Below are 21,336 nucleotides of genomic sequence, written 5' to 3'. Positions count from 1 at the left end.
GGATCGCAGATCGCTAAAAGATCAGGAGGCACACCATGTCCATCAAAACCATACTTGCCGTTCTCAACTCCCCCGAAGCTGCCGACAGCGTCATCGAGACAGGCGTGGCGCTTGCCAACAAGCACGACGCGCATCTGATCGCCGTCTATGCAGAAGCGCCGGAACAGGTCTTCATCTACGCGCCGATGGAAATCCCGGACCCCGCCGCCATCATGGCTCTGCAGGAAGCCGCCGAACAACGCGCGACCACCATCCAGGCGAAGTTCCTGGCGATCACCGAGCGCGAAGGCGTTTCGCATGAATGGCGCAAGTTCCGCGGGGCCGGTGGCTATTCGTCTGCCGGCGTGGTCGATAGCGCCCGCAGCACCGATCTGGTGCTCTGCGCCCAGTTTGATGAGAAGACCTCGTCCGCGCAGCGCGCCGACATTGAAGTGCTGATCTTCGAATGCGGCCGCCCGGTCATCATGGTGCCCTATATCCAGACCACGCCGAAGCCGATCGAGCGTGTGCTGATTGCCTGGAACGGTTCGCGGGAAGCCGCCCGCGCCGTCTTCGACGCCATGCCGTTCCTGCTCGGCGCCAAGGAAGTCGAAATCTTCTCCGTCGATGCCCGCAACGACATGAACCAGTCGGCCGATTTCGCCGGCTCCGAGCTTGGTGTGACGCTTGCCCGCCACGGCATCAAGGTCAACGCCAACAATGTCGAATCCGGCGGCAAGCCCGTCGGCGCAGTCATCGAGAACCGCGCCTCGGATTTCTCTGCAGACCTGCTCGTCATGGGTGCCTATACCCACTCGCGCATTCGCGAACGCATTTTCGGCGGCGCCACCAAGACGCTGCTGGGCTCGATGACCACGCTGACGCTCATGTCGCGATAGAGTTTGTCGGGGAAAAGTGGGCACCGGTTTTCCCGACAGACAAACGAAAATCAAAGAATCCTGAGTCTGCCGGGTTCAACCTGAACCCGGCAGACTTTCACATTTGCCCACAGGCCGGGTGGTCGCACCCGTTGCAAAGCCGCGAATTTTCCGGTTAGAGAAAGTGCCACGCCCTGTTTTCCGGGGCGTGGCATTTTATTTTGGCCCCACCATTGCCCAGCCCAGCCGATTGGAGATTGCTGATGTCCCTGCCCGAAAAAGCCTTTCCCGTCTCCTGGGACCAGTTTCACCGCGACGCCCGCGCGCTCGCCTGGCGGCTGGCAGGTCTAGGCCAGGAGTTCCGCGCCATCGTCTGCATCACCCGCGGCGGCCTCGTGCCGGCGGCCATCATCTCGCGCGAATTGAACATCCGCCTCATCGATACGGTCTGCATCGCCTCCTACCATGACTATGTGAACCAGGGCGACATGAACCTCCTGAAGGGCATTGCCAGCGACCTGCTGACGGAAGACGGCGCCGGCGTGCTCGTGGTCGACGACCTGACGGATACCGGCAAGACCGCGCTGGAAGTCCGCGCCATGCTGCCGAAGGCGCATTTCGCCTGCGTCTACGCCAAGCCGAAGGGCGTGCCGACCATCGACACGTTTGTGACCGAAGTCAGCCAGGACACATGGATCTACTTCCCCTGGGACATGGGCTTCACCTATCAGGAGCCAATCGCCAAGGGCAGCAAGGGGTAAATTCGTTTCTCAATGAGGGCGCTGGCCAGGGAGTGACTGATGCCCGAGAACGACTACGACGCGTTTGCTGCGGCCTATGACGCCGACAACGAAAACAATGCGTGGAATGCTCTTTACGAGCGTCCGGCCATTCTTTCGATGGTTGGGGATGTGGCTGACCTGAGAGTGTTGGATGCAGGCTGTGGCAGCGGCGTTCATGCCGCAGCGCTCGTGGAGCGCGGAGCAATCCTGACAGGCATCGACGCCAGCGCCGAACTGCTGAAACTCGCGCGACACCGCCTCCAGGATCGCGCACGGTTTGCAGTGGCGGATCTGAATGAGCCGCTTCCTTTCGACAACGGCGCCTTCGATCTGATCATGGCGTCGCTGGTCATGCATTATTTTCCCGACTGGTCGCACACCCTTTCCGAATTCGCCCGTCTTTTGGCTAAGGGTGGCCGGCTGGTCTTTTCAACCCATCATCCCTTCATGGATCACAAACTGTCCGGCCACCACAATTATTTCGAGACATACAGTTTCAACGAAACCTGGCGGCGCGGAGCGAAGACTGTCACGATGCGCTTCTGGCATCGCCCACTTCATGCCATGTTCGATGCCCTGATATCCGCTGGATTTCAACTTGAAGCACTGAGCGAACCTCAACCCGATGAAGAGGCACGCTCCCGCTTTCCGGAGGCGCATGGTCTGCTCTCAACCGAGCCGCGATTTCTCTTTCTGTCGGTGCGGAAAGCCTGAGCGCGGCGACTGCGGCCGGCAGAACCGCTCCTGCTGCGCTGCCCGGCCAGTATACGCAATTTATAATATTTCCGGGACGATGCCGTTTGGCGTGGCGCTGCTGTTGCGTCCTGCAAATTTACGAAATATGTTTTGCATTAGATAACAAGCTATTGAATTATAAGGAATTTTATTCATGACAAAGGCTACCCAATTTTACCTCAGCCTTTTCGCTGCCTCCGTCGCTCTGGCCGTTTCCTATGCGGCTCCGGCGCTTGCAGACGAAGTCGATAGCTGCGGTGCCATGATGGAAGATCTCTCCATCGTTCCCTACCAGTCCTGGGGTTCGGCCAGCGCCGACGACAAGAAGGCCTGGGAAGACAAGAACTGCAACCGCAACGTCTGCCTCTACATGGAGCAGAAATACGATGTCGAAGCGGGTAAATCCTGGGGGAGCCTGCCGGCCAATCTGCAAAAGATTTGGGACGACCCCAAGATGAACTGCAACATGGCCGTGCAGTAAGCAGCTGATATCACGAGCCTATCCTTCGCGACCCTATCCTTCGCGATATTGCAAAGCCGACGGCGGCAGGTTCCTGCATCGTCGCCGGCTTCAGAATAGATGAGCGCTTTCGGCGGTTGTGGCTAACCGAAAGCGCTCTTTCATTTGCATGGCCACCCAGAAGGCCATCGAACCCGCGAAACCATCTGACGGGGTCGCCTGCCGAAGCGGATCATTGACCCGCCTCGGCCGTCTGGCGTCGCCGGCAATCAGGCCTTCCGGCGTTGCGCGGCAGCGAGAAGCACCGGAGCGACCTCCATGACGTTGCCCGGCATGAGGATGCCATTGGTGTCGAGCAGATCGTCCCAATGCTCAAGGATCGATTCTGCCGAAGGCTCGTCGGAAAGATAGCCTGCCGGCTCGCCGATGACGACGCGGGCATAGCGTCCCGAGAACGACTGGAAGATCTGCCCCGTGGTCGTGCAGGAACGGTGGGCGATGACGGCCACCACCGGCGCCACGAGATCGGTCCGCATGGTCTTGGCCGAGTAGGCACGGAAGGCCTCGTCGGTGATGACGTCTTCATGCTGGCGGGTAAAGGCGCCGGGGCTGACAGCGTTCACCATGATGCCGAGCGGCGCACCTTCAACGGCCAGCGCCTTGGTGAGGCCGATGATCCCGCCCTTGGCAGAGGCATAGGGTGCCTGGCCGCTCATGCCGTAAAGCGCGGCGCTCGACGTGGTGTTGACGATATGGCCGCGGCCCTGAGCCTGAAAATGCTGCCATGCAGCCTGGATGGTGAGCACCGAACCCATGACGTTGATGCGCCAGAACCGGTCGAAGTCCGCCTCGCTGGCGTCCAGCAGGGGGATATCGGCGGCGATCCCGGCATTGTTGACCAGAGCGTCAATCCGTCCATAGGTGGAGATCGCCATATCAATGAGGCCTGAGGCCCCGGCCCGTGTCGAGATATCGCCGAAATGCGCGACAGCCTGCCCACCCGCTTCCTGAATGAGCGCGACAGTTTCACGGGCAGGCTTCTCCGAAGCCCCGCCGCCACCGCGCGCAGCACCAAGGTCGTTGACCACGACGCGCGCGCCGCGGCGGCCAAATTCCAGGGCGTAGGCACGCCCGATCCCGCCACCGGCACCGGTGATTGCGACGACGTCACCGTCAAAAGCCAATTTTTTCATGGATTTAACTCCTCCGAGTTGGTTTGAATGCTCATGCCCCCTCACGCAAATATATTATCCGGTGGAAACTAATTTCAAGGCCACTTGAAAATTAAATTCGGAGCGCTCATTTTCGGCGAATGACAAAAAAGACTGGCGGACAATTCGGTTACGAGCGGGAACTTACGGGTCACCTCGCTGATCTCATGCGGATGTGGATGTCGCCGCGCTTTCGCGATGCGCTTCTAGGACTGTCGCGCACCGGCTGCAACGAGACTGATGCACGGGTCATCTGGGAGCTCGGCTACACCTCGCCCCGCCGTCCTGGCTCGCTCGCAGACGATCTTTCGCTGGGCGCGGCAGCACTCACCAAGTCCGTGAACCGTCTAACGGCACTGGGTCTGGTCGAGGCCGTGTCCGACCCTTCCGACCAGCGCGCCCGTCTGGTCAACCTCACGGACGAGGGCCGCAAGGTCGCCGCCCAACTGTTCCGGATCGGCGACTACATGACCGAAACCATCACGGATGGGTGGTCGGAGGAAGAACTGGCGCTGCTGACCGACCTCCTGGCCCGCTTCAGCGAGCAATCGAGCCGCTTCGGCCGGCAGCTTTCCGAGCGGTAAGCAGAACCGTTGCGGGAGGCTGACGCAGTGGCTGCAAAACAACGCAAGCCATCGCGTTCAATGGACAAAATCCCATCTCGATATCAGCGGGCATGACCGCGGCATGCGGTGGCGTGAAGCATGCGGAGACATCATCCAAAGACTTCAATATCTATCTGATAGAATTGAGGATTTCGAAAGCTTGACAGTTTCGCTGGAGGCTTATCCGCATAAGGCAAGGCCTTATTTTCGTTATCCGCATTTTAATATCCGGATTCGGTAAAATGCGCTGTTTTTGTGCCACGCAGCACAAGTTTACACCCTCGAAATCTCGTAGGTTGCCTTCACGCGCTCAGAGCCGCCTCTCGCAAATCCCTGTTTTTGCTGGGCTGTTTCGTTCATCCACAGTTTCCACAGCAATACCCACAACATCTAGGGGCCATGACACTATGGTGAACAAGGTCTTGACCGAATCGGGCGAAACAAAGTCTATTGGTCCTCACGTTGCGGCGGCGGCGGAATCGAAGAGTTCACGAGGTCGGTTCAATCACAAAAAGATGGGCTTTCGAAGAGGCCCGAATGCGGATGATCCGCATCCGGCCGAGGGGGAAAGCCATGTCTTGCGCCCGCCCGTAACGAACGGAATGGGGTCTAGATTTAAAAAGCTGTTAACACTATATTTAGCGTTTGCAGCCAACCTCACCACAAGATAGAGGGTTCGGGACCAACGAGTCTCACCCGTTTGACAGGGACTGAGCGACTGGCTGCGCGCTGAACAAGCGCGAAGCCGGAACAGAAAAACTTTGCCTGCGGTCAGGATGGCAGGCAGCGGAAAAAAGGACTGGACAGATGCGCATCGAACGTCGTTTCACCAAGGAAGGCCAGTCGGCTTACGCGGAAATCCCCTTCCGCAAGGCGGTGAGCGAAATCCGCAATCCCGATGGCTCGATCGTGTTCCGCGCCGCCGATATCGACGTGCCCACCCAGTTCTCCCAGGTCGCGACCGACGTTCTGGCCCAGAAGTATTTCCGCAAGGCCGGCGTTCCCGCACGTCTCAAGAAGGTCGAGGAAAACAATGTTCCCTCGTGGCTGTGGCGCTCCGTCGCCGACGAAAAGGCGCTGAAGGCGCTTCCCGAAGGTGAGCGCTACGGCGCGGAGACCGATGCGCGTCAGGTCTTCGATCGTCTCGCTGGCACCTGGACCTATTGGGGCTGGAAGGGCAAGTATTTCACCTCCGAGGAAGATGCACTCGCCTTCCGCGACGAGCTGGCCTACATGCTGGCCACGCAGCGCGTTGCGCCGAATTCCCCGCAGTGGTTCAACACCGGCCTGCACTGGGCCTATGGCATCGACGGCCCCGGCCAGGGCCATTTCTATGTCGACCCCTTCACCGGCAAGCTGACGCAGTCCAAGTCCGCTTACGAACATCCGCAGCCGCATGCCTGCTTCATCCAGTCCGTCGAGGACGATCTGGTCAACGAAGGCGGCATCATGGACCTGTGGGTGCGTGAAGCCCGCCTCTTCAAGTATGGCTCCGGCACCGGCTCCAACTTCTCGAACCTGCGCGGTTCGGGCGAAAAGCTTTCGGGCGGCGGCCGCTCCTCCGGCCTCATGTCCTTCCTCAAGATCGGCGACCGCGCCGCCGGCGCGATCAAGTCGGGCGGCACGACGCGCCGCGCCGCCAAGATGGTCGTGGTCGATATCGATCACCCCGATATCGAGGAATATATCAACTGGAAGGTCAAGGAAGAGCAGAAGGTCGCTGCCCTCGTCACCGGCTCGAAGATTGTCGCCAAGCATCTGAAGGCGATCATGAAGGCCTGCATCAATTGCGAGGCCGAGAACGGCGCCTGCTTCGACCCCAACGAGAACCCGGCCCTGAAGCGCGAAATCCGCGCCGCCAAGAAGGCTTCCGTTCCGGAAAACTACGTCAAGCGCGTCATCCAGTTCGCCGAACAGGGCTACAAGGATCTCGAATTTAAGACCTATGACACGGACTGGGATTCGGAAGCCTATCTGACCGTTTCCGGCCAGAACTCCAACAACTCGATCTCGGTCCGCGACGACTTCCTGCGCGCCGTCGAGAACGATGGCACCTGGAACCTCACCGCCCGCAAGGACGGCAAGGTCGTCAAGACGCTGAAGGCCCGCGAACTCTGGGAACAGGTCTCCTACGCCGCCTGGGCGTCCGCCGATCCGGGCATCCACTTCAACACGACGATGAACGACTGGCACACCTCGCCGGCTGCGGGCTCGATCCGCGCCTCGAACCCGTGCTCGGAATACATGTTCCTCGACGACACGGCCTGCAACCTGGCTTCGCTGAACCTCATGCAGTTCAAGGACGCCGCCACCAAGAAGATCGACATTGCCGCTTACGAGCATGCCGTTCGGCTGTGGACGCTGGTTCTCGAAATCTCGGTGATGATGGCGCAGTTCCCGTCGCGTCGCATTGCCGAACTCTCCTACGAATACCGCACGCTCGGCCTCGGCTATGCCAATATCGGCGGCCTGCTGATGTCGTCCGGCATTCCCTATGACAGCGCCGAAGGCCGCGCCATCGCAGGCAGCCTCACCGCCATCATGACCGGCGTCTCCTATGCGACATCCGCCGAAATCGCCTCGGAACTCGGCCCCTTCCCGGGCTATGCGCCGAACCGCGACAACATGCTGCGCGTCATCCGCAACCACCGCCGCGCTGCGCACGGCCAGACCTCGGGCTATGAAGCGCTGTCGGTCAACCCGGTCGCGCTCATCCACAGCGAATGCCCGGATGCCGACCTCGTGGCCCACGCCACGGCCGCCTGGGACAAGGCGCTGGAGCTCGGCGAAAAGCATGGCTACCGCAACGCGCAGGTCTCGGTGATTGCGCCCACCGGCACGATCGGCCTCGTCATGGATTGCGACACGACCGGCATCGAGCCCGACTTCGCACTCGTCAAGTTCAAGAAGCTCGCCGGCGGCGGCTACTTCAAGATCATCAACGCGGCCGTTCCCGAAGCGCTGCGCACGCTCGGCTATTCGGAAAGCCAGATCGCCGAAATCGACGCCTATGCCGTCGGCCACGGCAACCTGAACCAGGCGCCGGGCGTCAACCCCTCGACGCTGCGCGCCAAGGGCTTCACCGATGAGAAGATCGAAGCGCTGAACGCCGCGACCAAGGCTGCCTTCGACATCAAGTTCATCTTCAACCAGTGGACGCTCGGCGCCGACTTCCTGAAGACGACGCTTAAAGTGACCGACGACCAGCTCGCCGACATGAGCTTCAACCTGCTCGAACATATCGGCTTCTCCAAGAAGGAGATCGAAGCGGCCAACGTGCACGTTTGCGGCGCGATGACGCTGGAAGGCGCCCCCTTCCTGAAGGCCGAGCACCTGCCGGTCTTCGATTGCGCCAACCCCTGCGGCAAGATCGGCAAGCGCTATCTGTCGGTTGAAAGCCACATCCGCATGATGGCGGCGGCCCAGCCCTTTATCTCGGGTGCGATCTCCAAGACGATCAACATGCCCAACGAGGCAACCGTTGAGGATTGCGGCTCGGCCTACATGCTGTCCTGGAAGCTCGGCCTCAAGGCCAACGCGCTTTACCGCGACGGTTCCAAGCTCTCCCAGCCGCTCAACGCCTCGCTGATCGAGGACGAGGACGACGAGGATGCACTGGAAGACCTGATCCAGCAGCCGCAGGCCGCCCAGGCCGTCACGATCACCGAAAAGATCGTCGAGCGCGTCATCGAAAAGGTCATCCGCGACCGCGAAAAGCTGCCGAACCGCCGCCAGGGCTACACCCAGAAGGCCGTCGTCGGCGGTCACAAGGTTTATCTCCGCACCGGCGAATTCGGCGATGGTCGGCTGGGCGAAATCTTCATCGACATGCACAAGGAAGGCGCTGCCTTCCGCGCCATGATGAACAACTTCGCCATCGCGATCTCGCTCGGCCTGCAATATGGCGTGCCGCTGGAAGAATATGTGGAGGCCTTCACCTTCACCAAGTTCGAGCCGGCCGGCATGGTGCAGGGCAATGACGCGATCAAGTCGGCGACGTCGATCCTCGACTACGTCTTCCGCGAACTCGCCGTCTCCTATCTCGACCGCAACGACCTTGCCCATGTCGACACGTCCGACTTCGGCAACACGGCGCTCGGCAAGGGCATCCAGGAAGGCAAGACCAACCTGATCTCCACGGGCTGGACCCGCGGCCACAAGCCGGTCCTCGTCGCCGGCGGCCACGCGCCGCTGTCCGAGCCGAAGGGTGCGGCAACCGCTGCCCCGGCGACTGCCTCGGTTCGAGCCTCCAACGTCATGGCCTTCTCAGGCTCTGCCGCCCGCAAGATCGAAGCCGTGGCCCAGGAAGACGCCGCGACCAGCTTCAAGCGTGACTACGAGGAACGCGCCGCCGAACTGGCCGAGGAGATCGCCGTCGAAGCCCCGACGGTAGAAATCACCGCCCTCTTCTCCGACAAGGCCGCAGCCGATGCCGCCGCTGCCAAGTCGGACGCCAAGAAGATCGAAGCCGACCGCCGCATGAAGTCGATGATGCAGGGCTACACGGGCAACATGTGCTCCGAATGCCAGAACTTCACGATGGTGCGGAATGGGACTTGCGAGAAGTGCGATACGTGTGGTGCGACGAGCGGGTGCTCTTGAGCCTTCGTGGATAAGTCGTAAGCCGGCTGCGAGTAGCACGACCTACCCACTAGACGTTCGTATTCTTCTAAATTACTAATATAAAGCCGAGTGATGAAGTCACTCGGCTTTCTACGTTTAAAAATGTTTTCAACTGATGTCAAAAAAAACCATAAATATATCACAGCTACAGCCCGAAATAAATCTTCCCGCGTTAAAGGCCCTTTCAACGCTACGGGAAGGGGCTTGCTTCGACAGAGAAAGGGACTGTCGTCATCCACTCGGAATATACAATTTATCAATTGGAAAGATCTGCGCGAAGATAGAGAAATGCGCGGAGAAATTAGAGCTTTACTGGAAGGAAAATCGTTCAGAGAAGGAAACGAAACCCGGAAAAACAAATGACGATATCATCGATTATATTGAATTGTGTCTCTATTCAGCGGCGGAGCACGTTGATGACATCGAAGAAATAGCAAAGACATTTTTTAGATATGACAGAGTTTACGCATCATCAAAAAATGTAGTTTTATTAAAAAAATCTATAAAACCTTTACGGGACGAGATTTCTAATTTTGCAAACACAATAAAACATACTCATGGACGCATAAGACTCTATGAAACAACATTCTTCCATTCCGGAAATTCTATAAATCTTCTAGGATTCTTCGTGGAAGGATGGGCCAACGGTGGCGTAGGCCCGCATCCAGTTCTTCATAGCAACGGGAAAAAAGTTCTCTCTATAACGTCCTTTCTTTGGAACATACTGACGTATTTGGCGGATATGTCGGACGTGCTCGCTAATTTTCTTGAGAAGATTGGCGTATGCGAAGAAGAGATAAATCAAAAAACAGAAGAGAGAATATTCGCAAGCGCCGCCACCAAGTTAGCAAGGTTACCAATTTACTCATTTGACGACGATCACCCATTTAATCGAGTCAAATGGGTGTTCGAATTCAGCAGCGAAGTGCATGATGAATTTGACTCAGGCATATATGGTTCCTTGCTCAATCGGTGGTCAAAAAGCGTTCATGGCCACTTTACTGGTTATCGACTCTTTTACGCAGGAGACGGGACCACGAAGACCTTCAATTTGGCGAACCCTACACAACTCCAACTGCAACATTGGACGTAAATTGCAAGATATTCCGCCAGAATTACGTCCGCAAAAGCGACGCCAACCGAACGGCGGGAATATGAACATGCACGATGGTGAACTCGCTGAGACCGACTGGACTGCCCTCGACGCCATCACGGACGCCGAAGCGGTCGCGAATGCGCACGCCGATCCCGACAATCCGCCCACCAGCGCTGCGCAACTGGCGCCGTCACTGCGTATGCCACAAGTCCGGGTCATTCGCCGCGCGCTGGGCCTGACGCAGGAAGACTTCGCCGCCCGCTACCATATCCCACTCGGCACCTTGCGCGACTGGGAACAGGGCCGCTCCGCACCCGACCAGCCTGCCCGCGCCTATCTCAAGGTCATCGCCACCGATCCGGCTGGCACTGCCCGCGCTCTGGCCAAGGGCGCGGCTTGACATCCCGATTGAATGCCATCTCTTCCGTCATCCTCGTGCATGTCACGAGGATCTACTGACGAACCCGAGCAACGGACGGTGCGGCAGGAAGCGGTCGTAGCAGATCCTCTGGATAAGCCAGAAGATGAGGACCACAAGGGTTTTGCCGAAGGTGCTCAACGTGAGTGGCGCAAGAAGAATTTCGCCCCTCAGAGGAAACCTCAGAACTCTTCCCAGCCCTCGGCCGCAGCCGGCGCAGCCGAAGAACCGGCGCGGGCAACGCGAACCGGAGCCGCAGCGGCGCGGGGCGCAGCAGAGCGAACCGGCGCCGCCATCGCAGCCACCGTCTGGCGCAGCATGGCGGACGGGGTGGCGCTGACGGGCATGTCGCCGAAGGAGAATTTGGAGATCAGCGAGCGGAGCGTCTGGGCCTCGTGGGCAAGTGCTGCAGAGGCGGCGGTGGATTCTTCCACCATGGCGGCATTCTGCTGCGTCGTCTGGTCCATCTGGTTGACCGCGCCGTTGACTTCCGCCAAGCCCGTCGACTGTTCCTTCGACGACATGGCAATGGCTTCCATATGGCCGTTGATCTCGACGATGTAGCCACCGATCTCGTTGAGCGCCAAGCCGGTGTCGCGCACCAGCTTGACGCCGGCATTGACCTCCGTTGCGGAGTTCTTGATCAGCGTCTTGATTTCCTTCGCCGCATTGGCAGAGCGCCCGGCAAGCTCGCGCACTTCCATCGCAACGACCGCGAAGCCCTTGCCCGCCTCGCCCGCGCGCGCGGCTTCAACGCCGGCGTTCAGCGCCAGAAGGTTCGTCTGGAAGGCGATCTCGTCGATGACGCCGATGATGTTGGAAATCTGCTTAGAGGATTCCTCGATGCGGCGCATCGCGTCCTCGGCGTCCGCCACGACCTTGCTGGAGGTCAGCGCCGACTGGTTGGCGCGCCCGGCAATGGTGCGCGCCTCCTCGGTGCGACGGGCCGAATTGCTGACATTGACGGTGATCTCGTCGAGCGCTGCGGCGGTCTCTTCCAGCGAAGCGGCCTGCTGCTCGGTGCGGCGGGACAGATCGTTGGCGCCGGAGGCAATCTCATGGCTGCCGCTTTCGACAGCGCTGACCGCGTTGGAAATCTCGGCCAGCGTCTCGGAGAGCTGACGAACGGACTTGTTGAAGTCATGGCGCAGCTGCTCGAAATCGGGTGCGAAGGCCTCCTCGATCTGGAAGCCGAGATCGCCATGGGCAAGCCGATCAAGCGCCGAGGCAAGACCGGAAGTCGCAATACGCAGGCGCTCGGCAGCATTCGCCTCCGCCTGGCGCTCTGCCTCAAGCCGTTCCGCTTCGGCGCGTTTGCGGGCCTCCTCGGCTTCGCGTTCCAGTTCCTTGTTGGTGATTGCCGCCTGGCGGAAGACCTCGACGGCACCGGCCATCGCGCCGATCTCGTCGCCACGCCCGGCAAAGGGAATGGTAGAGGCCGTATCGCCCGCTGCCAGATCGCGCATCGATTTCGTAATACGGCCAATCGGCAGCGCTATACCGCGCACCACGAAGATGCCGGCAGCAAGCGCAACGAGAGCCGCAAAGCCGGCCAGCAGCTCGGCAATGAGGATCATCTGCGCTGTTGCGGCCCGCGCTTCCGCGCCGCTCTTCTCGGCAGCCTTCTGGCCAGAGGCAACGATATCGCCCGTAATCTTGGACAGCGTGTTGCCGATGCCGCTCATCGAGCCGAGATAGGCGCGGGCGTTCTGGTCCTTGCCCTGCGTCGAATAGAAAAGGAGCGTCTTGCCCATCTTGTTATAGGCGGTCAGCTGCTTGTCGAGTTCGGCAAGTGCTGCCTTATCGCCGCCCTCACCCAGGAGATCCGCATAGGCCTTCAGCGTTGCCGTCAGCTTGTCATTGATCGCGGCAATGGTCTTTTCAACCTCGGCCTTGGCCGGCTTGTCGGCCGCAAGCAGATGCTGGCCATAGGCCTCGCGCAGCCTGACGGCGGCCAGATCGATATCCTTCGACATGGAGATACCCGACATGGCAGTCGAGGCCAGCAGCTCGAAGCGCTGATCCATGCTCTTCATGGACATCACGGCGCCCGTAGCGATGACGCCCGAAACCACCGCAAGGCTTCCGATCGCGGCAATGAGGCCGGTCCGGATGCTTGGACGATGGACGGACAATTTCAGGCGGGTCATGGAGCCTCCGAATGAACATCAGACGAAATTCGGTAAAATTCGTCTCAAATGGTTACAGTGGAGGCGTTAAGACTGTCTTTCACTGCCGACTAAACTATTCGTAAGCAGCAAACAACAAAGCAGTCACCACATGGTCGACTTCGCGCGCGCCGGCCATTCCTTGTCATAGGCAGCGCCATCGAAACCGGCCTTGATCGTCTGCATCATCTCGCCGATCGTCGGCAGGGTCTTCGGATCGACATGCTTTTCGGGGTTCCAGAGCGCGGCCCGCATCAGCGCCCTTGCGCATTGCGGATAGACCTCCTCGATCGAAATCACCACCACCGAGCGCGGATGGCGCCCGTCCACGGTGAAGCGCGCTGTGACGTCCGCATCGACGGTAACGATCGCCTTGCCGTTGACCCGCATCGCATTGTTGGAGCCCGGAATGAGGAACATCAGCGCTATGCGCGGATCACGCACAATATTGGCGAGCGAATCTATGCGATTGTTGCCGCGCCAGTCCGGCAGCATCAGCGTCCGCTCATCCTCGATATGGATGACCGTGCCGGCATCGCCACGCGGCGAGCAATCGAGCCCCTCGGGCCCGACGGTCGACAGCGCCATAAATGGCGAGACCTCAAGCATCCGCCGATATTCGGGTGTCAGAAACGGCATGACCTTGATCAGCGACGCCTCGCCCGGCTCGCCATAGAGCGCCTGAAGTTCCTGAACCGATGTCACCGCCCGCATGCCATGCCTCCATCTGAAAAAGAAGCAGAGGCTAACATAGTCCCCACCGCTCAATATGAATTATGCATGACAATGGCGCTGCTCACCCGAGAAATTTCGTGATGGCATCGATCGCTTCCGGTGAATTGACGATGCGGCGATGGCCAAGGCCGTCAAGCCAGGTGAGCGTGACATTGGGCCCGGCCTCCGCATAGGCGCGCGCCGCGTCAGCGCCCACTTCCTTGTCTTCCGCCGCATGCAGCACCAGTGTCGGCGCGCCGCTCGCAGCGAGATATCCTGGTCCGAATGAGGCCTCGACAGGGCGCCCGGTGGCCCGCTCCAGCTCCGCGGTCAACGCCGAAGAAACGTGATCCCGCAGGCCCAACCCCTTGGAGAAATACCGCAAGACCCGCCGGACATCCGCCGGCGAAGCAATGAGAACGATCCGTGGCGGCGAGAGCGGCTTGCCATCCAGCGCACCATGCGCGGCCAGCACGGTCATATATCCGCCGAACGAGTGACCGATCATGGCATCGAAGGGGCCGAAACGTTGAAAGACGGTGGCCAGCGTCGCGATGGCGATCCCGGCATGCAACGCCCGGCCCGGACTGTCGCCATGGCCAGGCAGGTCGACGGCATAGACGGCAAAGCCCGCCTCGCGAAGCCCCGTCACCAGCCCCTGGGTCAGTGCAATGCGAGAACCCCAGCCATGGGTGAACATGACGCGTCGGCCGTTGCCGGGCCCGATCGGCGGAAAGACATGGACGGACACCTGCCGACCCTCGACACCAACCGTCTCGCGCCGCGCCTCGGCCATCCGGGGCGCCGACTCCGCAAACAAGGCGCGCTCCTTGTCTGTCTGCGGCTCGGGCTTGCGGGTGCGGGTAAACAGCGTGAAAGCCAGCCGTCCTGCGAGCCTCGGCGACACACGCCCGACGAGGTTGATCCCCCGCCCCATCATCTTTAGCTTCCCGGCATCCATCAGGCTCTCCATCGCATATTTGTTCAACCTTGTACATTATGACGTGCCACTGCACAAGATTGAACAATTTGCGTGCGGGAGGGTGACGAAAACCGCGAGGAATGCGATGATAAGCCCTTCGTTAAACACAAGGACTTTCATGACCGCGACGCGCCAATTTCCCTGGGATCATCCCCGCTTCAAAAGCTGGATTTCTGTGGCCCGCGCCTGCCAGGTGATGAACCAGATTCTGGCACGCGAAATCGCCAGTCTCGACATCAAGCCGCCGCATCTCGATATCCTGGTGAACCTGTATCGTTTTGAGGGACTGACACAGCAGGATCTGGCTCGCAAGCTGCTCGTCGGCCGCTCCAATATGTCGATGCTGCTGCCGCAGATGGAAAAGCGCGGCCTCATCACCCGGCGCGGCGATGAAAACGACCGCCGTGTGCTCAGGCTCTACCTGACGGACGATGGCCGGGCGCTGGCGGAGAAGGCCATGGACATCCAGACAAAGGTTATCGACCGGATGATGGAAACCTCCACGCTGGAAGAATGCATGTCGGTCGCGAATGTCATGGACCGGCTGACCGCCGCACTGCTTTTGCGCGACGGTCGCTGATGACTAAGCTCACTTAGTCAAAGGCGAAAACAGCGCATTTGCGCCATGCGGCTTACTCATCAGATATTGTGGGGGCGCATCGACGGTTTCGCCAAAATGCGCGGCCGCATGCCACGGCCACCGGGGATCGTAGAGAATGCCGCGGGCCAGCGCGATCAGATCGGCGTCACCGGCCTTCAGAATTTCCTCGGCCTGCTCGAATTCCGTGATCATCCCGACAGCCACGACCGGAATATTCACCGCCTGCTTGACGGCACGTGCGAACGGCAACTGGTAGCCGGGACCAATGCTCATCCTGGCATCGGAGGCCAGACCGCCGCTGGAAACGTGGATGGCGTCGGCGCCACGCGCCTCCAGCGCCCTGGCGAATGCCACGGTCGATTCGGCGTCCCAGCCACCTTCCCTCCAGTCCGTGCCGGATACGCGCACCGTCAACGGCTTTGTCTTCGGCCAGACGGCACGCACGGCATCGAACACCTCCAGCGGGAAGCGCATGCGGTTCTCAAGACTGCCGCCATACGCATCCGTCCGCTGGTTCGAGAGCGGCGACAGGAACTCGTGCAACAGATAACCATGCGCGGCGTGGATCTGCACCGCATCAATGCCAAGCCGATCGGCGCGCTTCGCTGCATCGGCGAAGGCGTCCCGAATGCGGTTCATGCCCGCTTTGTCCAAAGCCAGGGGTGCATCGTAAGCTTCGCGAAACGGGACTGCGCTAGGAGCGACTGTCATCCAGCCATTTGCTGAATCGGGCGCGATCTGATGGCCGCCCTTCCATGGTACTTCGGAAGACGCCTTGCGCCCGGCATGGGCAAGCTGGATGGCAATTGGCATCGAAGACCACGTGCGAATGCCATTCAGCACCCGTTTCATGGCCTTTTCGCAGTCGTCGGTATAGAGACCGACATCGCCATAGGTTATCCGCCCATCACGCGTGACGGCAGTGGCTTCGATTGTGAGAACCGCAGCGCCCGAAAGCGCGAGATGGCCGAGATGGATCAGGTGCCAGTCGGTCATTTGGCCGTCTTTAGCCGAATATTGGCACATTGGCGCGATGACAATACGATTCTTCAGCTCAAGCGGTCCGACCTTGAGCGGCGAAAACAGCGTCGTGGAAGCCATGGAAAACTCCAGAATTGCGGGAGAAAATCATAAGGAAGGCACGGTCTATGTGTGCGCGCGACAGGGGCATCGCAAGATCACCCGATCGGAATTGGACGCGTCAGAGCAGACCGAGTTCCGAAAGCTCGCGCTTCATGTGTTCGGGCATCTCATCAAGGCCCGTACCGGCACTGCCGAGATCCTTGGGCGCGTCCTTGGCATCCAGATAGCGCCAGCCCTGGAACGGGCGCTTCGGCTGCATCACCGTCTCGATGACTTCAGGCCCGAGAACGAGTTCAGCCCGCGTGATCCCGTCACCGCCGACGATCTCTCGGATATCGAGGATGGGTTGGCGCGCCTTCAACTGACCCTTGATCACCCAATAGAGCGATCCGCCATCAATGATCTCCTCGCGGCGTTTGGGAAACATGCGGGTGACATGGCTTGAATGCGGCTCCATGCCCGCGGCGATCGCCAGCAGCGATCGCTCGGTCACCCATTCACGCAGATCGTCAATCGAATCCGCGCCGACGCAAAGCTTGATGATATGAAGTGTCATGGCGCCTTTGAACGCCTTTCACCCGGTCGCGTCAAGACGCGAAATCACGCCGGGAATCAGCACTCAACGACATTGACTGCAAGACCGCCGGTCGAGGTTTCCTTGTACTTCTCGCTCATGTCGTTGCCGGTCTGGCGCATCGTCTCGATGCAGGCGTCCAACGGGACGAAGTGCTGTCCGTCACCCTTGACCGCCAGCGAAGCTGCTGTGACCGCCTTGACCGCGCCGAGCGCATTCCGCTCGATGCAGGGCACCTGCACGAGACCGGCCACCGGGTCGCAGGTCATCCCAAGGTGGTGCTCCAATGCGATTTCGGCCGCGTTCTCGATCTGCTCCGGTGAACCGCCCATAACGGCAGCCATGCCGGCGGCGGCCATGGCAGCCGCCGAGCCGACTTCGCCCTGACAGCCGACTTCCGCTCCGGAAATGGATGCATTGTGCTTGATGATGCCGCCGACAGCCGCGGCCGTCAGCAGGAAGTCGTGAATGCCATCGCGATCGGCATCGGCATGAAATTGCTTGTAATAGCGGATCGTGGCAGGAATCACGCCGGCAGCGCCGTTTGTGGGCGCCGTGACCACTCGCCCGCCAGCCGCATTCTCCTCATTGACCGCCATGGCATAGACGCTCAGCCAGTCATTGGCGAAGAGCGGGTTCGGCCGGTTGGAACGCCATTCTTCCTGCAGCTTGTCGTGAATTCCGCGCGCCCGGCGACGCACCTTCAGGCCTCCCGGCATGATGCCTTCGCCCCGCAAACCGCGCTCAACGCAGGAATCCATGGCCTGCCAGATGGCATCAAGTCCTTCGTCAAGCGCCGAACGGCCCATTACGGCTTCTTCGTTCGCACGTTTCATCTGCGCGATCGTCATGCCGGAACGCGCTGCCATATCAAGCATTTGCTTGGCAGACGCAAAGGGAAAGGGGACGTTGGCTGCCGGTTTCTTGTCCTTCTCCCGTCGCAGGGTCTCCAGTTCCGTATCGGTGACAACAAAGCCGCCACCGATCGAATAATAGACCTGAGTCAGCAGAAGCCGTCCGTCATGATCAAATGCCGAAAGGCGCATGCCGTTGGCATGACCCGGGAGTGGCTGCTTCTTGTCGAAGACCAGGTCTTCGGCTGGATTGAAATGATAGGCCGGATGGCCGGGAGGCGTCACGCTGCGGCTCTTCTCGACCGTCTCGATGATCGCATCCATGCGGTCCGGATCGACCTTGTTCGGCAATTCGCCGGCGAGACCGAGAATGACCGCCCTGCCCGTGCCGTGACCGATCCCGGTATGGGCAAGCGACCCGTGCAGGCTGACCTTGAGCGACGCTACATGCGCGCCCTGCGGACGGGGCCAGTCGTCGGAAAGGATGAGTTCCAGGAAGCGCGCAGCCGCTGACATGGGACCCATCGTATGCGAACTGGACGGACCGATGCCGATCTTGAAGACGTCGAAGACGGAAAGAAACATGAGATACGTCCGGCTGCTTGAGATTCAGTTATCGCATCTTATCCGGCAAAACGGCGTTGGTAAGCCATCCATCGGCATACGGTGACGATTTCGCGACACCTGCACTCGCGCCAAACAACAATGTGGGAGCGACAATGAGAACCCACCTTTGTCCACAGGCCACAAGCTTCCGCCGCGACCGAATCCATGGCAGAAAATGCCATGACCTCACTTGATTATTTCGCCCTCAGCATCTTCCTGATCCTCTGGTGGGGCTTTTCCTGGCTCACCAGCGGGCGGCCGAAGATTGCGCGCCCGGCGCTGACCCATCTGGTCAACAATTATCGCCGCGCGTGGCTGCGCAATTCGCTGACCCGCGATCTGAAGATGATCGACACGCAGATTATGGCCGGACTGCAGAACGGCACCGCCTTTTTCGCGTCGGCCTCGATGTTCGCGCTCGGCAGCTGCTTTCCGCTGCTAGGCGCCTCCAACAGCGTGGGCGCGATTTACGCAACGCTTCCGACCTTCTTCCAGACCGGACAGGAAGGTTTCGAGTTCAAGGTTGTGGGGCTCGCCGCGATCTTCGCCTATTCCTTCTTCAAGTTTGGCTGGGCATACCGTCTGTTCAACTATTGCACGATCCTCTTCGGCTCGCTGCCAATGCCGAAGCATACGCATGACGAAGGGGCCGTGACGGACCGCACAGTCGAACGCGTCATCGAGCTCAACATTCTGGCCGGCAAGCATTTCAATGCGGGGCTTCGCGGCATTTTCCTGTCGATCGGCTATATCGGCTGGTTCTTAAGCCCCCTTCTCCTGATCGCACTCACGGTCTTCGTCATAGGCGTGCTGGTGCGTCGGCAATTTTTCTCCGAGGCTCGCGCCGCTTTGTTGTGAACCTGCCGCAAAAAAGGCGCGTCTGCGGGCAAAGCGGAACGCATAGCCGTTTTTCCGAATTGCAATGAAAGTGATGGTCGATGAGCCAGGACAACACCGCCGAGCAGCCGATAGGCCGGTTGCATTGGATGGACGCTCTGCGTGGCGTGGCGCTCATCACCATGGCGACCTATCACCTGACCTGGGATCTGGAGTTCTTCCACTATCTGGAGCCCGGAACGGCAAGCAGCCTGCCGTTGAAGATCTATGCGCGTTCTATTGCCTCAAGCTTCCTGTTCCTCGCGGGCTTCAGCCTCTATCTGGCCCATGGCAGGGGCATCCGCTGGCAACCATTCTGGATGCGGTTTGCTAAGATCGTGGCAGCCGCGCTGGTCGTGACCGTGGCGACCTTTTATGCGATGTATGACGAATTCATCTATTTCGGCATCCTGCATAACATCGCCGCTGCAAGCCTCATCGGTCTCCTCTTCCTGCGGGCCCCGCCGCTGCTGACCCTCGCGGTAGCCGCCGCATCCATCGCCGCGCCGATCTGGCTGCACAGCAGCGTCTTCAACACCCCGCCGCTCTATTGGCTGGGCCTGTCGGAAAGTGTACGGCGCTCGAACGACTACGTACCGATTCTGCCCTGGCTAGGTCCATTTCTGATCGGCATTGCCGCCGCACAACTTCTAATAAAGTATCGACTCATAAGAATTCTGGCTGGCGACGGCGCCCGAAATTTCCATGTCTTTTCCGGGTTATCCACAGTTGGTCGCCACAGTCTTGCCTTCTACCTGCTGCACCAACCGATCTTGATCGCTATAGTCTGGTGCATCGCACAAGTGTTCCCGGCAGCCAGCCCCGATCCAGCTTTGTCCTATATGCAAAGTTGTAAGGCGGCCTGTGCAGCAAATCAGTCCGAGTCCTTTTGTAGTTCGTTCTGCGGCTGCACTCTGACTGAGCTGAAAAGCCAGAACCTGTTCGACGTACTGGAACGAGGCGAACTCGACGTCAACAACGACGCGCGTGTACTTGGCATAAGCCGCCAGTGCACAAGGACTGCGCAGGGACAGGAATAGGCAACAGGATCATGAACCAGTTTCAGTCGCGCCCCTTGAATTTTCCATGGCCTCCGCTTTTCTACATCGCGGCCTGCGTGGTCGGCTTTGCAATCGAGGCGCGAGTGCCCTCGCCGCCCGGCTTCCACCTCACGATCCTGGCGCCAATCTCCGGCTGGGCCTTTATCACCATGGCGGTGAGCCTGGATATCTGGGCCGTGAAGACTCTCGCTGACCGAGATACTGCCGTCATGCCGATGAAATGCGCGAGCTATCTCGTGACCTGCGGCCCCTATCGCTTCACCCGCAATCCGACTTATCTGGCCTATACGCTGCTGCTGATCGGTGTCGGTCTGGTGGCAGGCAGCGCCTGGGTGATGATCGGCGCCATCGTCGCGGCCGCATTGACCACTTACCTCGCCATCCGGCCGGAAGAGTTCCATCTTCTGTCGCGCTTCGGCTTTGAATTCGAACGGTATTGCCACGGCACGCGACGCTGGCTCTGAAGGCATTTTATTTAGATAATCAAAACAAAGGCCGCCTGATAAACCATCCGGCGGCCTTTTTGTAATGCGATTTATCGAGGAGGCGGATCAGCTACCCACGCCGATTTCCGCCAGACGGGTCAGCGCAAGTTCCTCAATGATTTCCAATTCCGCAATCGTGTCGTCTATGTCCTTGCGCTTCTGATTGAGTTCGGCGCGCTTTTCGGTCACGCGCTTCAGCATAAGGTTCAGCTGTCCCAGCTCCCCCGGTGGCTCGCGATAGGCCAAAATGATTTCGCGGATTTCCGCAATCGTAAAGCCGATCCTTCGCCCGCGCAGAATGTTCTGGATGATGTGACGGTCGGAGTGTCGAAACAGACGCGTGCGACCGCGGCGCTCGGGATGAACCAGCCCCTCGTCTTCGTAAAAGCGCAACGTCCGGGTCGATATCCCGAACTCCCGCGTCAATTCGGTAATGGTATAGAGCTTTTCCACGTCAGTCTTTCCAATCAGTGATCGCGCCATTCTATTGACCTTAACGTAAAAGTCAATGAACGGTTCGATTTCGTTGGTAAGGCTCGCATAAC

20 protein-coding genes are annotated in these 21,336 nt (G+C 59.6%); 12 read left to right on the top strand and 8 right to left on the bottom strand.

All coding sequences use genetic code 11. From position 1 onward, the window contains the following. Positions 1–35 precede the first annotated feature (35 nt). From ABID16_RS04015 to ABID16_RS04000, 4 genes are all read left to right on the top strand, one after another. Positions 36–878, top strand: coding sequence for a universal stress protein (locus ABID16_RS04015; protein WP_354555056.1), 843 nt, complete (start codon positions 36–38; stop codon positions 876–878). Between the two features lie 242 nt (positions 879–1,120). Further along, the gene (gene gpt, locus ABID16_RS04010; RefSeq protein WP_354555054.1) at positions 1,121–1,618 is read left to right on the top strand and encodes a xanthine phosphoribosyltransferase; all 498 of its coding nucleotides are present in this window, start codon (positions 1,121–1,123) and stop codon (positions 1,616–1,618) included. A gap of 39 nt (positions 1,619–1,657) precedes the next feature. Next, on the top strand, positions 1,658–2,353 hold the full coding sequence (locus ABID16_RS04005) for a class I SAM-dependent methyltransferase (RefSeq protein ID WP_354555053.1): 696 nt from the start codon (positions 1,658–1,660) through the stop codon (positions 2,351–2,353). Between the two features lie 175 nt (positions 2,354–2,528). Next, a complete protein-coding gene (locus ABID16_RS04000; protein ID WP_354555052.1) occupies positions 2,529–2,855 on the top strand; it encodes a hypothetical protein in 327 nt (108 codons plus the stop codon). A 248-nt stretch (positions 2,856–3,103) separates the two neighbouring features. Here the strand turns inward: ABID16_RS04000 and ABID16_RS03995 are convergent, their stop codons facing one another. Beyond that, a complete protein-coding gene (locus ABID16_RS03995) occupies positions 3,104–4,027 on the bottom strand; it encodes an SDR family NAD(P)-dependent oxidoreductase (protein WP_354555051.1) in 924 nt (307 codons plus the stop codon). Positions 4,028–4,146: 119 nt separating this feature from the next. On the opposite strand from ABID16_RS03995, the gene ABID16_RS03990 reads away from it, so the two are divergent. From ABID16_RS03990 to ABID16_RS03975, 4 genes are all read left to right on the top strand, one after another. Then, positions 4,147–4,629: a MarR family winged helix-turn-helix transcriptional regulator gene (locus ABID16_RS03990; protein WP_354555050.1), complete on the top strand. Its 483-nt coding sequence runs from the start codon at positions 4,147–4,149 to the stop codon at positions 4,627–4,629. Positions 4,630–5,457: 828 nt separating this feature from the next. Further along, the gene (locus tag ABID16_RS03985; protein ID WP_354555049.1) at positions 5,458–9,252 is read left to right on the top strand and encodes a vitamin B12-dependent ribonucleotide reductase; all 3,795 of its coding nucleotides are present in this window, start codon (positions 5,458–5,460) and stop codon (positions 9,250–9,252) included. Between the two features lie 136 nt (positions 9,253–9,388). Then, positions 9,389–10,366: a hypothetical protein gene (locus ABID16_RS03980; RefSeq protein WP_354555048.1), complete on the top strand. Its 978-nt coding sequence runs from the start codon at positions 9,389–9,391 to the stop codon at positions 10,364–10,366. Between the two features lie 67 nt (positions 10,367–10,433). Beyond that, positions 10,434–10,769, top strand: a complete 336-nt coding sequence (locus ABID16_RS03975; RefSeq protein WP_435532383.1) for a helix-turn-helix domain-containing protein — start codon at positions 10,434–10,436, stop codon at positions 10,767–10,769. 200 nt (positions 10,770–10,969) lie between these two features. Here the strand turns inward: ABID16_RS03975 and ABID16_RS03970 are convergent, their stop codons facing one another. The 3 genes from ABID16_RS03970 to ABID16_RS03960 all read right to left on the bottom strand — a co-directional run bounded on the left by ABID16_RS03970 (position 10,970) and on the right by ABID16_RS03960 (position 14,630). Then, on the bottom strand, positions 10,970–12,937 hold the full coding sequence (locus tag ABID16_RS03970; protein ID WP_354555046.1) for a methyl-accepting chemotaxis protein: 1,968 nt from the start codon (positions 12,935–12,937) through the stop codon (positions 10,970–10,972). 123 nt (positions 12,938–13,060) lie between these two features. Next, positions 13,061–13,669, bottom strand: a complete 609-nt coding sequence (locus ABID16_RS03965) for a pyridoxamine 5'-phosphate oxidase family protein (RefSeq protein WP_354555045.1) — start codon at positions 13,667–13,669, stop codon at positions 13,061–13,063. Between the two features lie 82 nt (positions 13,670–13,751). Continuing rightward, positions 13,752–14,630: an alpha/beta hydrolase gene (locus tag ABID16_RS03960; protein WP_354555043.1), complete on the bottom strand. Its 879-nt coding sequence runs from the start codon at positions 14,628–14,630 to the stop codon at positions 13,752–13,754. 139 nt (positions 14,631–14,769) lie between these two features. Between ABID16_RS03960 and ABID16_RS03955 the strand changes: the two genes are divergently transcribed. Then, positions 14,770–15,231: a MarR family winged helix-turn-helix transcriptional regulator gene (locus ABID16_RS03955; protein ID WP_354555041.1), complete on the top strand. Its 462-nt coding sequence runs from the start codon at positions 14,770–14,772 to the stop codon at positions 15,229–15,231. 9 nt (positions 15,232–15,240) lie between these two features. On the opposite strand, the gene ABID16_RS03950 is transcribed toward ABID16_RS03955, so the two are convergent. The 3 genes from ABID16_RS03950 to ABID16_RS03940 all read right to left on the bottom strand — a co-directional run bounded on the left by ABID16_RS03950 (position 15,241) and on the right by ABID16_RS03940 (position 18,348). Further along, a complete protein-coding gene (locus ABID16_RS03950; RefSeq protein ID WP_354555040.1) occupies positions 15,241–16,353 on the bottom strand; it encodes an NADH:flavin oxidoreductase/NADH oxidase in 1,113 nt (370 codons plus the stop codon). A 100-nt stretch (positions 16,354–16,453) separates the two neighbouring features. After that, entirely contained in the window at positions 16,454–16,891 is a 438-nt protein-coding gene (locus tag ABID16_RS03945) for a DUF1489 family protein (protein ID WP_354555039.1), read from the bottom strand. A 56-nt stretch (positions 16,892–16,947) separates the two neighbouring features. Further along, complete coding sequence (locus tag ABID16_RS03940) at positions 16,948–18,348, bottom strand: L-serine ammonia-lyase (protein WP_354555038.1); 1,401 nt, start codon at positions 18,346–18,348, stop codon at positions 16,948–16,950. A gap of 201 nt (positions 18,349–18,549) precedes the next feature. Between ABID16_RS03940 and ABID16_RS03935 the strand changes: the two genes are divergently transcribed. The 3 genes from ABID16_RS03935 (at position 18,550) to ABID16_RS03925 (ending at position 20,770) form a co-directional block, all read left to right on the top strand. Then, entirely contained in the window at positions 18,550–19,227 is a 678-nt protein-coding gene (locus tag ABID16_RS03935; RefSeq protein WP_354555037.1) for a DUF599 domain-containing protein, read from the top strand. Between the two features lie 80 nt (positions 19,228–19,307). Further along, entirely contained in the window at positions 19,308–20,285 is a 978-nt protein-coding gene (locus ABID16_RS03930; protein ID WP_354555036.1) for a heparan-alpha-glucosaminide N-acetyltransferase, read from the top strand. Positions 20,286–20,296: 11 nt separating this feature from the next. Beyond that, positions 20,297–20,770 (top strand): methyltransferase family protein, encoded by a 474-nt coding sequence (locus tag ABID16_RS03925; RefSeq protein WP_354555035.1) that lies wholly within the window; start codon positions 20,297–20,299, stop codon positions 20,768–20,770. A gap of 87 nt (positions 20,771–20,857) precedes the next feature. Here the strand turns inward: ABID16_RS03925 and ABID16_RS03920 are convergent, their stop codons facing one another. Beyond that, the gene (locus ABID16_RS03920) at positions 20,858–21,244 is read right to left on the bottom strand and encodes a MerR family transcriptional regulator (RefSeq protein ID WP_109857487.1); all 387 of its coding nucleotides are present in this window, start codon (positions 21,242–21,244) and stop codon (positions 20,858–20,860) included. Between the last annotated feature and the right edge of the window lie 92 nt (positions 21,245–21,336).

The organism is Limnomicrobium aquaticum (assembly GCF_040545545.1).
GTDB lineage: Bacteria > Pseudomonadota > Alphaproteobacteria > Rhizobiales > Rhizobiaceae > Ensifer_A > Ensifer_A aquaticum.
Note: the sequence above shows the minus strand (reverse complement) of the source record. Positions and strands in the feature narration are given on the sequence as shown.